Origin of the sequence: Pseudoalteromonas sp. S408 (assembly GCF_005886645.1) — a bacterium.
Lineage (GTDB): Bacteria > Pseudomonadota > Gammaproteobacteria > Enterobacterales > Alteromonadaceae > Pseudoalteromonas.
The window spans coordinates 100,920-114,199 of the sequence record NZ_PNDY01000009.1; the positions used below are offsets into that span (position 1 = coordinate 100,920).

Genomic DNA, 13,280 nt, shown 5'->3' on the forward strand with positions numbered 1-13,280 from the left:
CACTGTTATTTTTTACAACTCAATTCGTGTCAGTGTGGGACAAATTGGCGCTGTTTTTCTATACTTTTAGTGTTGGATACATTTCATAAAACATGTGCCAATGTGTTAGGTGATCAACATGTGGGTATGCCTTATGCACAAAATTAATTGCACCTTGCATATGCCCCCCACCGCTGTAATGCAGTACTTGCATATTTGCAGCGATCGCAGCACTCACACCGGCTTTTGAATCTTCTATTACCAAACAATTAACTGGGTTAACGCCCATTTTTTTAGCGGCGTGTAAAAATAAATCCGGCGCAGGTTTTCCATTTTTTACTTCACTCGAAGTAAACACCTCGTCAAAATAATGGCTCAACTTAACAACATTTAACGCTTTCTCTGTTCTTGCTGGGCTGCTACTTGTTGCAATACACTTAGGCATAGCTAAGTTAGCTAACACCTCTTTAATGCCATTTGTGGGCATTAGGGCTGTTTCAAACTCATGTAAAAGTGCATTTCTATAATCAGCTTCAAATCGCTCAGGCAATTCAACATTAAATGCATCAGCTATCTTTTGAGTAACTGCTTTAAAGTTGCATCCTAAAAAATGTTCTTGTACATAAGCACGGTCAATAAACACAGCTTTATCAACAAGCATATCGATGAGCACTTGCGCACTTAAAACTTCACTGTCAATTACAACGCCATCACAGTCAAAAATAACCAGTTCAATTTTAGGGTTCATTTTTCTACCTTATTGCATTTAGTTTTATGCAAACACAAAACTGAGCATAAGCCCAGCAAGTGAGCATATTCTCTTTATTATTATAATATGTCAACACGTTGTGAACTTAAAAGCTCGCTACATAGCTTAAATAATCAACACCTCAATAAAAAAGCTGTTGATTTTTATTAGTTTTAATTTTAACTGTTACGACTAAAATCGCATGCCGTATTCATAGCAAGTGTATTTACTGCATACGCCAATCTACTTTTATGATTAATACAATCTAAACAATCAATTTTACCGAAGTTAATTTTACCCATACACTCGTTAACAGTTAAACAGCCAGCAACACTGCCGGCACATTTAAATAACGAGGTCGACAATGAAAACACAAATAAACACAACAAAAACTAAATTAACCTTAAGCGCATTAGCACTCGCTATGGCATTACCTGCAAGCGCTGCCACGACACTTACTAAAGATAACGGCGCAGCTGTTGGCGATAACCAAAACTCAATTACTGCTGGTGAGCGTGGCAGTGTATTACTCGAAGACGTGCACCTAATTCAAAAATTACAACGCTTTGCACGTGAGCGTATTCCTGAGCGTGTTGTACATGCCCGTGGTACAGGCGCACATGGCGTTTTTGTTGCTTCTAAAGAACTAGACGACTTAACTATTGCAGCGCCATTTACTGAGGCAGGTAAAGAAACAGAGGTATTTGTTCGCTTTTCATCTGTGATCCACTCAAAAGGCAGCCCAGAAACACTCCGTGACCCACGTGGTTTTGCAACTAAGTTTTATACAGACCAAGGAAACTGGGATTTAGTGGGTAATAACCTGCCAGTATTTTTTATTCGTGATGCAATTAAATTTCCAGATATGGTTCACTCGTTAAAACCATCGCCGGTTGATAACATTCAAGATCCTAATCGTTTATTTGAATTTTTCTCGTACGAACCAGGCTCTACTCACATGTTAACGTGGGTATACAGCGACTACGGCACACCAGCAAGCCTACGTAAAATGGACGGCTGGGGTGTGCATGCTTATAAAATGATTAATAAATCAGGTGATGTAAAATACGTTAAGTTTCATTGGGTAAGCCAACAAGGAATCGACAACCTTGATGCAAAAGAAGTAACCGAAGTACAAGGTAAAGACTTTCAACACCTAACACGCGACCTTTATGCAGAGATAAATAAAGGCAACTTCCCTAAGTGGGATCTGTACATTAAAACGCTTGACCCATCGCAACTAGGTGACTTTGACTACAACCCACTGGATGCAACAAAAATGTGGTTAGACGTTAAAGAAACTAAAGTAGGCACAATGACTCTAAACCGTATGCCAACTAACTTTTTCCAATCTACAGAACAAGTTGCAATGGCGCCGGCAAATGTAATTCCAGGTATTGAGCCATCTGAAGACAGACTATTACAAGGGCGAGTGTTTTCATACTCTGACACACAAATGTACCGCCTAGGTGCTAATCACCAGCAATTGCCAATTAACCGTGCAAAAGTTGATGTAGTTAACTACAACCAAGACGGCGCAATGAACTACGGCAATACAACAAGTAACGTGAACTACCAACCAAGTCACGAAAACGTAGTAGAAAACCCAATTGCACGCAGAAGTAACACCGAGCTTAAAGGCTTTGTACAACAAGCCGCTATTAAAAAGCAGCACAACTTTGCACAAGCGGGTGTGTTGTACCGCGGCTTTAGCAAACAAGAACGCACTAACTTAGTCAATAACTTAGCTGGCGACTTAGGCAAAGTGCAAAACAGCAGTGTTAAACACAAAATGCTAAGCCACTTTTACAAAGCCGATAGCGAGTACGGCACACGTTTAACTAAAGCCGTAAATGGCGATATTAAAATGGTTAAACAATTAGCCGCTAAACTTTAATAATTTTCCCAACCCAGAGGAAGGACTTCTCCTTCCTCTTTTTCAAAGGTAACTAATTATGCGTAAACTCATATTCATAACAGTCATATTACTGGGCATAAGCACACACTTGCAGGCACAAAATGCCCCTACTTCAACGGCTCAAAACCAAGACTCAGCACAAACCCAATACAACAGCTTATTTGCTTACTATTTTGCCGCAGCACGCACAAACGACACACAAGTAATAGAACAATTTGTTGATGCCGGTATACCAATTGATAGCTACAACAATAAAGGTTACACCGCACTTATGATTGCCACCTACCATGGTAATAAAAACACCGTAAATACGTTACTGCAATTAGGCGCTAATGCCTGCCTTGAAGACAACCGCGGTAACACAGCGCTAATGGCCGCAATATTTAGAGGCGAATTTAGCATAGCTAAAACACTCGTTAGCCTTGATTGCGATAACGCGCATCAAAACAAAGCCGGTCAAACAGCCGAGCAATTTGCACAAACATTTGGCCAACAAAAAGTACTCGACTTGTTAGCGCAGGTAAATAATGAAAAGAAATAACAAGGGGCTGTTGATCTTTGTGAATTAACACGATTATAAACTGGCCGTTATTTGATCAGGGCGCGAGAATTGTAATCCAGTGGACTTAGTAAAGTTCAAAATAAATTAGTAAACGTCATTAGCCGAAGCATTAGCTAATGTGTGTATTTAAGTGTTGAAGCCACTTTAGTAATTGACCTTTCGGTCAGTAAAGCTACAATCAATCAACACGTTAAACTCGCATAATAAATAATGACCACACAAACAAAACCAAATAAAAAAGAAGTCACTCGGGAAAAAAACCAACTGCTTATTTTAAATGCTGCCGAGCAATTGTTTTCTCTTAATGGGTATGACGGTGCAAGCATGAGTATGGTTGCAAAAGAAGCGAACGTGCCTAAAGCTAACATACTGTATTATTTCAAAAGCAAGGACGGCCTTTACGAAGCCGTGATAGACCGCATAATAGCAAACTGGAACTTAGGCCTTGATAACGTCACCGCTGAAGACGATCCTGCTGCAGTGCTTTATAACTACATAAAAAGTAAAGTGATACTTGCTGTAAACCAACCTCTACAATCTCGTTTATTTGCCAATGAAATTTTACGGGGCGCACCGTATTTACAAAACTACTTTAGAACAAATACCCGCCCTTGGGTTAAACAAAAAATTGATGTGTTTCAGTCCTGGATGGACGCAAAAAAAATAGACCAAGTAGACCCCCATCACCTTTTATTTACTATTTGGTCAACAACACAATACTACGCTGACTTTCAGGCAGAAGTACTTTTGGTAATGAATAAACTTGAATATGACAAAACCGACGTGGCACAAATAACACAATCAATTGCCCACATAATTTTAAAAGGTATTGGCTTAAAAATACCCGTTCAAAATGAGAGCTAACACATGGAAAACTTTACAACCCCCGACCTATTCGACGATCACCGCAACTCGGTTCAAGTAGCAGATAGTGGCTTGCATCACTTTGGTAACAAAACCACCTTTAGTGGCCAAGCAGTGACCGTTACCTGCCCAGAAGACAATTCGTTTGCCGCCGATATTTTACATAAAGATGGCAAAGGTAAAGTGTTAGTAATTGATGGATTTGCTAGCAAACGCTTTGCTTTTATTGGCGACATTATGGCCGAACGCGCGCTACAAAATGGCTGGGAAGGTGTTGTAATAAATGGTTGTTGCCGCGATATAGAAATACTTGCAACAATGGATTTACCGGTCATGGCCCTTGGTTCAACCCCTCGCAGCACACTTAAGCGCGGTTTTGGCGATCAAGACCAAGTTATTAATATGCTAGGCACCGCAATAGCGCCAAACGATTGGTTGTACGCCGACGTTAATGGCCTAATAATTAGTAAAACCCCCCTTATTTAATAAGTTCATGTAAAAAACAAACCAACTTGGTGCAGCATTGCACCAAACTGGTTTGTTTTACGCTTAAAAACACCCATTCTTAAACGTTAAAATTACAAATACCCCTCTGCAACGCCCAGAAACCTGACCAATCGGACAAGAATAAAGTTTTGGCATCTGTTTTGCTTATACTAAGTTTGCTAAAACCAAAGTCACCAATTAAAAGTGCACTAATGCTGTGTAAATAAAAATAATATATTACGCAATGAACTGAAAAAATAACGACAACATTCTCTTTTAATCAATTTAAAATTAGTAAATAACCATTTGGTCAGTTTTATTTCGATGGGTTACAAAATGAACACGCAATCAAAAACTAAAAACACAGGCATATTTTGTGACCATGGACCGAGTAATTGGCAATCAAGTCAAACAGGCACACTAAACACTAAGCGCCTTGCCGTAAAAGATGTATTTGCTGTTAAAGAGCATAAAAACAGTGCCGGTAACCCACGCTGGTTTAAAACACATCCACCAGCTAAACAAACCGCAAGTAGCGTAAACAAATTAATGGATGCGGGTTGTATTTTTACAGGCTTTACCCACACCGACGAACTTGCTTACAGCTTAGAAGGTAATAATATTCATTATGGCGCAGCACAAAACCCTAAATTAAAAGGGCACGCGTGTGGGGGTTCAAGTGTGGGCTCAGCCGCCGCGGTAGCCGGCAATTTAGCTGACATTGGATTGGGCACCGATACCGGCGGCTCTATTAGAATACCCGCAAGTTACTGCGGCTTATTTGGCATTAGGCCAAGCCATAACGTGATTGAAAAAGATGGCCTAATCCCGCTAGCACCGCCTTTTGATACTATTGGTTGGCTTACCCAAAGCGCAGAACTATTAGAACAAGTAGGCGACGTATTGCTACCAAATCAAACGGTGAGTAGCGTAAATACCTTGGTGATTTGCGAGCCGTTATTTGAGCTAGTAAGCCCAGACTTGCAAGCACCTATTAAGCAACTACTAGAAAAAACCAAACCTTATTTTAAACACCACAAAGAATTTGCGCTGCCAAAAAGCAGCATTTTAAGCGAACTTGCCGATAGCTTTAGAATACTGCAAGGTCGTGCTATAGCTAAAGCGCATAAAGATTGGCTTCAATTGCCGGGGCACCCTCCCCAGTTTGCTCCGGCAATTGCTGCCCGTTTTAAAATGGCACTGGCACTCACTGCCCAAGAAGAACAAGAAGCACTTAATATACAAACCCAGTGGCAAACATTAATCGCTAAGAACTTAAACTCAAACAGCTGCTTATTTTTGCCAACCACGCCAACAACCGCACCTAAATTGGGCGCCGACACAAGCGCACTGCGTATGCAAATTATAACTTTATCTGCTATTGCGGGCTTGAGCCGCTCGGCGCAAGTTCACTTACCATTGGCTAATTTAGATAATGGCCACCCTTATGGGTTTTCACTCATGATGAGCCATAACAACGATAAAAGCCTACTTGCCTGCACAACACAATTAGCTGCATATTTTAAACAGGAAACTCTCACATGAACGCACACAACATTGCATTTACAGCCCCGCACTTTGCTGCAACAGAGGCGGGCACATTAATATTAAAACAAGGCGGCACAGCCGTTGAGGCCATGGTAGCAGCGGCCGCTGCTATTAGCGTGGTTTACCCTCATATGAACTCAATTGGTGGCGACAGCTTTTGGCTTATTGATTACCCAAATCAAAGCACCCCTACCGCAATTGATGCCTGCGGGCGCGCACCTAAAAACATAGATGCCTATAAAAATGCCAACCAAATGCCTGAACGCGGCGGTTTAAGTGCGCTTACTCAAGCAGCTACGCTCCGCGGCTGGCAAAAAGCCCTTGAGGTAGATGAACACGCAGTCCTGCCGTTAAGTACTATTTTAGGCCCCGCTATTAAGCTTGCCCGCGAAGGGTTTACTGTTACCAAAAGCCTTCAAGCAGGTTGCGAAAAACTAGCAACGGTTGCTAATACTAACGATGCCTTTAAAGCGCTATACATCCCCAACGGTAAACCGTTACAAGCAGGGCAACACTTTAAAAATCCAAAACTTGCCAATACCTTTGAGCATTTGGCAAAGCACGGCTTAAGCGCTTTTTATGAAGGTGAACTTGCCGACTCGTTTGCGGCCGATTTAGCAAGCGCTGGTAGCATTATTACCCCAGCCGACATTGCCAATACACAAGCCGATGTAGTTGCCCCACTGAGCGCTAATTTGTCGGGTATTAATTGCTATAACTTACCGGCACCTACACAAGGGGTGCATTCGCTGCAAATAATTGGCGCGGTTAATAAACTAAAACACAACGCCAACACCGAAGCCGACTGGACCCATTTAATTGTAGAGGCAACCAAACAAAGCTTTACTCACCGCCCTACACTTTGGGCCGACCCAGAAGCACTCGGCGATGATTACAAAAATGCACTAACCGATGATCGCCTAAACGAGCTTGCCAACAATATTGATATGAGCCAAGCCAAAAACTGGCCGTTCAATACTGAGCCCGGTGATACCGTTTGGATGGCAGCACGCGATAAAAACGGGCAATTGGTGAGCTTTATTCAAAGTATTTATTGGGAGTTTGGCAGCGGAATACTCATGAGCGAAGGCGGATTTGTATGGAATAACCGCGGGCTAAGCTTTAGCTTAAACAACCAAGATACCAATGCGCTAGCACCTAACAAACGCCCCGCACATACACTTAATCCAGCGATGGCTAAGTTTGAAGATGGCAGACGCCTTGCCTACGGCACCATGGGCGGTGAAGGCCAGCCTCAAACTCAAGCCGCTGTATTTGCAGGCTACGCGTGGCGTAATAAATCAATTACCCAAACGGTGAGCGACCCCCGCTGGTTACTTGGCCGCACATGGGGCGATACAAGCACTAACTTAAAAATAGAGCACAGCCTCGCTTTGCAAATACAAGATGAGTTAAATCAACGCGGCCACGATTGGGTAAGCGTTGAAAACAACAACGAAATGATGGGCCATGCAGGTGCAATTTTAGATACACCCACAACCCTTGAAGCTGCAACGGACCCTCGCTCTGATGGCCGTGCAACTGTTTCATCAACGCAGTAGGAACACACATGACAGAAATAATGAATCAATGGCCAATTATTGCGGCCTTAATAGCAACCGGTATTTTTGCAGGTATTTTAGCAGGCCTATTTGGTGTTGGCGGCGGTATAGTCATTGTGCCTGTGCTTTACTTTTTATTGCAAGGTTTTGGCGTAAGCCCAGAGTCGGCCATGATGATCGCCACGGCTACATCGCTTGCCACCATAGTGCCTACTTCTATTTCGTCTATTCGCTCGCATCATGCAAAGGGCAACATTGACCTTGCTTTAATTAAATACTGGGCGCCGTTTATTTTAGTTATGGCCGTTGTAGGCAGCTACTTAGCGCACTCAATACGCGGTAATGCACTGGTACTTATGTTTGCTTGTATTGCTATTTTAGTTAGCCTTAACATGTTATTTAGAGCCGGCGCCCCTGCCCTTGTAAATCAATTACCGGGTAAATTTGGCCAAGGCATAATGGCAAGTATTGTCGGTGGCTTATCTGTCATGATCGGCATAGGCGGCGGCACAATTGGTGTGCCCATGCTTGACGCATTTAACGTACGTGCACATGTTGCCGTAGGCACTGCAGCCGTATTTGGCTTATTGATTGCGCTACCGGGCGTAATTACCTTATTAAGTATTGGCACCACGCCAACCGATGCTCCCCTAGGTACGTGGGGGTTAGTTAACCTCCCTGCCTTTTTCCTTATTATTCCGCTGACTATTTTGTTTGCGCCTATTGGCGTAAAAATTGGTAGCAAGCTGGATCAAAAACAATTAAAACGCGCTTTTGCCGTTGTCTTAATGATAACGGGTATTCGCATGCTTATTCAGACTCTGGGAGCCTAAAACATGTTTAGCAACACGCAAATTCAAACCTTAAATCCGCCGCAGCGTTTACTAATGGGGCCAGGCCCAATTAACGCAGATCCACGTGTACTACGTGCTATGTCGGCGCAGCTAATTGGCCAATACGACCCAGTAATGACCGGTTTTATGAACGAAACAATGGCCCGCTACCGCGAAATATTTAAAACCAAAAATGAATGGACCCTGTTAGTTGACGGTACATCACGCGCAGGAATAGAAGCCGTTTTATGCTCTATTTTACGCCCAGGCGATAAAGTACTGGTGCCAATTATGGGGCGCTTTGGCCACTTACTTGCTGAAATAGCCGAGCGCGTTGGCGCAAAAGTGCACACCATAGAAGTGCCGTGGGGCGAAGTATTTACCCCCGAACAAATAGAAAAAGCCATTGTTGATGTAAAACCCAATGTACTTGCCATGGTACAAGGCGATACTTCAACAACCATGAACCAACCGCTTGAACACATAGGCGATATTTGCCAAAAGCACGATGTATTATTTTACTGCGATGCCACCGCTTCGATTGTAGGTAACGATTTACCCGCCGATGAGTGGAAACTCGATGCGCTTTCGGTGGGTTTGCAAAAATGTTTAGGGGGGCCTTCTGGCTCCGCGCCATTAACACTGAGCGACAAATGCGCCGATTGGATCCAAAAACGTAAAAAAGTAGAAGCAGGTATTCGTACCGCAGAGCATACCGACGGCACCGAGCCATTTGTACGCTCTAACTACTTTGATTTAGGCATGATCATGAATTACTGGGGAGAGGAGCGCCTTAACCATCATACCGAAGCCACCAGCATGCTGTACTGCGCATCAGAATGTGCCCGCATTGTTATTGAAGAAGGCGTAGATAACTGCGTAGCTCGCCACAAGTTACACGGCGATGCCATGCTAACGGGTATTCAAGCGCTGGGCTTAAACGTATTTGGCGACATAAGTAATAAGATGAACAACGTAGTGGGTGTGTATATTCCCGAAGGTATTAACGCCGACCATGTACGCGGACAAATGCTAACCGACTTTGGTATTGAAATTGGCACCTCGTTTGGGCCACTGCATGGCAAAATTTGGCGTATTGGTACCATGGGTTACAACGCCCGTAAAGATACCGTACTACAAACATTGGCAAGCCTAGATGCCTGCCTTCACGCCAACGGCTATAAAGGCCCTAAAGGCGAAGCCGCTATTGCCGCTCTTGCTCATTATAAATAATAAAAAGGATTTAGCATGACGACTGCAAGCCCCTCTTTAGCGCCATTATTAAATAGTGAGCTAGCTAACACCTATGCTGCGCGCGCCTTAATGCGTTGTAAAACACTCAGTGGCCTATCGCAAATGCAAGGTGGCATTCACCGCGTGTATTTATCAAAAGAGCACAAAGAGTGTAATAACGTTACTGCCACGAGGATGGCTGAAGCGGGCATGCAATCGTGGCAAGACGAAGTAGGCAATTTATGGGGGCGCTTAGCGTCATCTAACCCAAATGCTAAACGCTTAATTATAGGCTCTCACCTAGACACCGTACCCAATGCCGGTGCATTTGATGGCATTTTAGGTGTGTTACTCGGTATTGAAATAGCCGCCCTTGCGCATACACTTAAGCTTGATTTACCGTTTCATTTAGATGTAGTGGGCTTTTGTGATGAAGAAGGCACCCGCTTTGCCACCACATTAATTGGCTCAAAAGCACTGGCAAACGAGTTTGACCCGCAGTGGTTAAATATAGAAGATACAAACGGCATTACTATGCGCCAAGCCATGCTTGATTTTGGTTTAAACCCAGATGATTATGCAAAAGCAGCACTAAACAAAAATGAGTTACTCGGTTACTGGGAAACCCACATAGAGCAAGGCCCCGTGCTTGAGTCGGTAAATCAAGCATTAGGAGTAGTAACAGCTATAGCAGGTGCTAAACGCGCGATGATCACCCTAACCGGCCAAAGCGGCCACGCTGGTACCACACCTATGAATTTACGTCAGGATTCGTTAGCAGGCTGCGCCGAATTGACGCTTGCTATAGAGCAACTAGCAAAAAATGCGAGTAATGGCGAAGTAGCTACCGTTGGGCAAATTCAAGCACGCCCAGGCGTTACAAATGTTATTGCCGGTAAAACCACCATTAGCCTAGATGCACGCGCTCAAAACGATGACGACCTAGCCATATTACTTAGTGCAATTCGCACACGCGCAGATCAAATTGCAACATCGCGTAATTTAACGCTCGATTGGCAGTGGACACATGCGGCCGACGCCGTAGCGTGCGATACTCACATTCAGCATTTATTTTCAAGCGCATGCAAACTTAATAACCAAGCCTCACCTTCTCTTGCCTCAGGCGCAGGGCACGATGCAATGGCCATAGCCCCTATTTGCCCTGTTGGTATGCTCTTTATACGCAGCCCTGGCGGCATAAGCCATCACCCAGCAGAAGCCGTTATCGACAGCGATGTAACAAAAGCTCTATGTGTGATGTACAGCGCGCTTGTGCTTTTTACTCAAACCTTACAAAAAGAGTGAACTAATAAATAATGCAGAGGTTAAATGTAAGTATTGTTCTATTTAACGATTAACTTTGTGAGGTTTTACTCGCATACCAGCAAGGTGAGTTAAAGCAGTTATAGGAACTAAAGTACCTGCTTTTGTATATTAAACTTTAATGTTACTGCATATTTAAACGGCGTATTTACGGCAACACCCTCTTTTGCTATTTGTCATGTTGCATTCACATCCAACCTTATTTTATAACGTAATTTAATACCAAGTAGAGTCCCTAATAAAACTGCAATAACATGCAGCAAAGCTGAAATTAAATACATTAAAGGCTCCATTGTTATTTCTAACAATATATAGAGTAAGGCACCGACACTTAAGTTAATAAACCAATAAACAGCCGCAACTAAAAAGGCTTGTTTATAGGGACTCACTCTTTGCTTGTACCCCAAGTAACAATAAACGATTAAAGAGGTTACAAACCCGATGGCGTAATGGGTAGAAGCGTATAGTGTACTTTGAATCATTTCATCAAAACCAACAATCTCTGTGGCTATTGTTGATAAAGCAACTAGTAATAGATACAAGCCGACTGAAAAGAGTACAATCCTAGAGTATTTCACAATAATCCTTTAGTAATATAATTAGGTAGTAGAATAGCGCTAACAGTCAAATTCAATTAAAAAACGAGCTCCTGGAATTAACTCCAAGCGCTTTTAAAGCATTAGGTAATGCATTTGGAACCCATAAAACAGGCCGATTTTCTTTAAAAAGAGTAATTCTACAGCCTCTCAACGCCCAAATAATGGGCAAATATCAGTTGGTTAAAATAAGCGACGCAGGAGCAAAAACCAACTGTTATTTGTCCTGATTTATTTGCTTGTTAGGGCTTAATGCTCGAATAGATTTTAAGAACTCTTCACTAAAGTCGAAGTTATCCCAAATTAACTGAGTACCACCACAATAACCCGTTATCCAATTAGAGTCGTCTGTAAAAGCAACATACTCTTTCCCCAATGAAAAAGACATTCCGTGGCATGCATTACCGTCCATTGCGGAATATATGACTTTTGTGTAATTACCCTTAAGCATACTCTTGTTGTCTAAAGTGATTTTTTGATAAGGTCTCTTGTCTTTATCAAATAAAATCTCCAATTTCATAATACGCCCATTCAGCACATTACTAGCGTTACTGAAATGCACAGAAGGTGGTTGTTCTGCACAACTGCAAGCAAGGGTGTTAGCACTAAAAAGTATTAAGGAAATAAAAAACGCTAAACGATACACCGAAACTCTCCTTGAGCCCTAACTTTAAGCTAAGGGGCGCAGATGCGTGGGGCATAATGGCGAAGCCGCCCCGCGTATAGGCGTCCCGGCATTACACGTTGGACAAGCACCTTCCACTGTTCACCCGTAATTTCCATTTGACGCTCCGCACCATGCGGGTAAACGCGATAGGAATGAATTTTGGCATCGTTTGCATATAAAGAAGCAACTTTCACGTCAAAATTACTACCTAGCTTCATATATTCATCAAAAAAACTTTTCGCATTTTCCGATGCATGTGAAATGCTCGACATTAAAACTGCAACAGCGAGTATAACTTTTTTCAAATGTTGGCTCCTTACTAAGATTGATGGTTACTAACGCCCGCATATAATACGGGGAACTTGGCTATAATTAGCAGAGAATGAATCTCAAAAGAGCGTTTAACGCCATTTTAAATGCGCTTGATATATGCTGACTATGCCTGCTGCGGTAATTTTAATTGCTTATAAACTTTCTTACACTTACCACAGGTGATATCTAATTCGAACTTATAGTTAACGCACTGAAAAAAGAAGCCATACACTTTACTTCCAATTTTTATAAACGTGAGAACAAACGCTGTTGCCACCATAAAACTAAATTCATAAGCGCCATTTTCATAGAGTGCTGAATCTATACACAACTCAACAAATAAAAGTGCCACAACCTTATAGTGCTTGCCAATTACCGCAATAAAAAATGTAATAAAAGCTATAAAGTAAGCAAAACCTTGTGACTCTTCAGCTAAAAAAGCCAAGAAACCTATTGGAATAGATAAACAAAGGCTAAGAAAAAGAAATCCCACCATATCGATTTTTGACATCCAAAAGTCAGCTTTAAAACTATTTTTTGTTTTGCACTTACTACACTTTAACAACAACTACTCCAAATAATGGATATGACGCTTGCCGTAAACGGCACACATAATATAGCTTAATAATCCCACCAAAAAACTGCAATG

Annotated in this window: 14 protein-coding genes; 9 read left to right on the forward strand and 5 right to left on the reverse strand. The window is 42.4% G+C overall.

The annotated features are described in order from the left end of the window. Positions 1 to 58: 58 nt before the first annotated feature. Positions 59 to 727, reverse strand: coding sequence for an HAD family hydrolase (locus CWB62_RS09070; protein WP_058404888.1), 669 nt, complete (start codon positions 725 to 727; stop codon positions 59 to 61). 364 nt (positions 728 to 1,091) lie between these two features. Here CWB62_RS09070 and CWB62_RS09075 point away from each other — a divergent pair, with 364 nt between their 5' ends. The 9 genes from CWB62_RS09075 (at position 1,092) to CWB62_RS09115 (ending at position 11,038) form a co-directional block, all read left to right on the forward strand. After that, positions 1,092 to 2,624, forward strand: coding sequence for a catalase (locus CWB62_RS09075; RefSeq protein ID WP_058404886.1), 1,533 nt, complete (start codon positions 1,092 to 1,094; stop codon positions 2,622 to 2,624). 58 nt (positions 2,625 to 2,682) lie between these two features. After that, positions 2,683 to 3,186 (forward strand): ankyrin repeat domain-containing protein, encoded by a 504-nt coding sequence (locus CWB62_RS09080; RefSeq protein ID WP_058404885.1) that lies wholly within the window; start codon positions 2,683 to 2,685, stop codon positions 3,184 to 3,186. 231 nt (positions 3,187 to 3,417) lie between these two features. Then, positions 3,418 to 4,071, forward strand: a complete 654-nt coding sequence (locus CWB62_RS09085; RefSeq protein ID WP_058404884.1) for a TetR/AcrR family transcriptional regulator — start codon at positions 3,418 to 3,420, stop codon at positions 4,069 to 4,071. 3 nt (positions 4,072 to 4,074) lie between these two features. Next, the gene (locus CWB62_RS09090; protein WP_058404883.1) at positions 4,075 to 4,557 is read left to right on the forward strand and encodes a putative 4-hydroxy-4-methyl-2-oxoglutarate aldolase; all 483 of its coding nucleotides are present in this window, start codon (positions 4,075 to 4,077) and stop codon (positions 4,555 to 4,557) included. A 336-nt stretch (positions 4,558 to 4,893) separates the two neighbouring features. Next, entirely contained in the window at positions 4,894 to 6,102 is a 1,209-nt protein-coding gene (locus CWB62_RS09095; RefSeq protein WP_138529718.1) for an amidase family protein, read from the forward strand. Then, the gene (locus CWB62_RS09100; protein ID WP_138529716.1) at positions 6,099 to 7,667 is read left to right on the forward strand and encodes a gamma-glutamyltransferase family protein; all 1,569 of its coding nucleotides are present in this window, start codon (positions 6,099 to 6,101) and stop codon (positions 7,665 to 7,667) included. Before CWB62_RS09095 ends, CWB62_RS09100 begins: the two co-directional genes overlap by 4 nt. A gap of 8 nt (positions 7,668 to 7,675) precedes the next feature. After that, positions 7,676 to 8,500 carry a sulfite exporter TauE/SafE family protein gene (locus tag CWB62_RS09105; protein WP_138529714.1) on the forward strand — a complete coding sequence of 275 codons (825 nt, stop codon included), beginning with the start codon at positions 7,676 to 7,678 and terminating at the stop codon, positions 8,498 to 8,500. Between the two features lie 3 nt (positions 8,501 to 8,503). Continuing rightward, a complete protein-coding gene (locus CWB62_RS09110; protein WP_138529711.1) occupies positions 8,504 to 9,733 on the forward strand; it encodes a pyridoxal-phosphate-dependent aminotransferase family protein in 1,230 nt (409 codons plus the stop codon). Positions 9,734 to 9,748: 15 nt separating this feature from the next. After that, positions 9,749 to 11,038, forward strand: a complete 1,290-nt coding sequence (locus tag CWB62_RS09115; RefSeq protein WP_138529709.1) for an allantoate amidohydrolase — start codon at positions 9,749 to 9,751, stop codon at positions 11,036 to 11,038. A 194-nt stretch (positions 11,039 to 11,232) separates the two neighbouring features. Here the strand turns inward: CWB62_RS09115 and CWB62_RS09120 are convergent, their stop codons facing one another. From CWB62_RS09120 to CWB62_RS09135, 4 genes are all read right to left on the reverse strand, one after another. Next, on the reverse strand, positions 11,233 to 11,634 hold the full coding sequence (locus CWB62_RS09120; protein WP_249310776.1) for a hypothetical protein: 402 nt from the start codon (positions 11,632 to 11,634) through the stop codon (positions 11,233 to 11,235). 235 nt (positions 11,635 to 11,869) lie between these two features. Beyond that, the gene (locus tag CWB62_RS09125) at positions 11,870 to 12,172 is read right to left on the reverse strand and encodes a hypothetical protein (RefSeq protein WP_249310774.1); all 303 of its coding nucleotides are present in this window, start codon (positions 12,170 to 12,172) and stop codon (positions 11,870 to 11,872) included. Positions 12,173 to 12,327: 155 nt separating this feature from the next. Further along, positions 12,328 to 12,624, reverse strand: coding sequence for a hypothetical protein (locus CWB62_RS09130; protein WP_212746523.1), 297 nt, complete (start codon positions 12,622 to 12,624; stop codon positions 12,328 to 12,330). Positions 12,625 to 12,755: 131 nt separating this feature from the next. Beyond that, the gene (locus tag CWB62_RS09135; protein ID WP_249310772.1) at positions 12,756 to 13,142 is read right to left on the reverse strand and encodes a hypothetical protein; all 387 of its coding nucleotides are present in this window, start codon (positions 13,140 to 13,142) and stop codon (positions 12,756 to 12,758) included. Positions 13,143 to 13,280 lie beyond the last annotated feature (138 nt).

Excerpts from the sequence above, each read along its gene's own strand:
- CWB62_RS09080 (WP_058404885.1), top strand. The coding sequence starts at position 2,683 with ATGCGTAAACTCATATTCATAACAGTCATATTACTGGGCATAAGCACA.
- CWB62_RS09135 (WP_249310772.1), bottom strand. The coding sequence starts at position 13,142 with ATGTCAAAAATCGATATGGTGGGATTTCTTTTTCTTAGCCTTTGTTTA.
- CWB62_RS09090 (WP_058404883.1), top strand. The coding sequence starts at position 4,075 with ATGGAAAACTTTACAACCCCCGACCTATTCGACGATCACCGCAACTCG.
- CWB62_RS09085 (WP_058404884.1), top strand. The coding sequence starts at position 3,418 with ATGACCACACAAACAAAACCAAATAAAAAAGAAGTCACTCGGGAAAAA.
- CWB62_RS09075 (WP_058404886.1), top strand. The coding sequence starts at position 1,092 with ATGAAAACACAAATAAACACAACAAAAACTAAATTAACCTTAAGCGCA.
- CWB62_RS09095 (WP_138529718.1), top strand. The coding sequence starts at position 4,894 with ATGAACACGCAATCAAAAACTAAAAACACAGGCATATTTTGTGACCAT.
- CWB62_RS09070 (WP_058404888.1), bottom strand. The coding sequence starts at position 727 with ATGAACCCTAAAATTGAACTGGTTATTTTTGACTGTGATGGCGTTGTA.
- CWB62_RS09110 (WP_138529711.1), top strand. The coding sequence starts at position 8,504 with ATGTTTAGCAACACGCAAATTCAAACCTTAAATCCGCCGCAGCGTTTA.
- CWB62_RS09100 (WP_138529716.1), top strand. The coding sequence starts at position 6,099 with ATGAACGCACACAACATTGCATTTACAGCCCCGCACTTTGCTGCAACA.
- CWB62_RS09115 (WP_138529709.1), top strand. The coding sequence starts at position 9,749 with ATGACGACTGCAAGCCCCTCTTTAGCGCCATTATTAAATAGTGAGCTA.
- CWB62_RS09125 (WP_249310774.1), bottom strand. The coding sequence starts at position 12,172 with ATGAAATTGGAGATTTTATTTGATAAAGACAAGAGACCTTATCAAAAA.
- CWB62_RS09105 (WP_138529714.1), top strand. The coding sequence starts at position 7,676 with ATGACAGAAATAATGAATCAATGGCCAATTATTGCGGCCTTAATAGCA.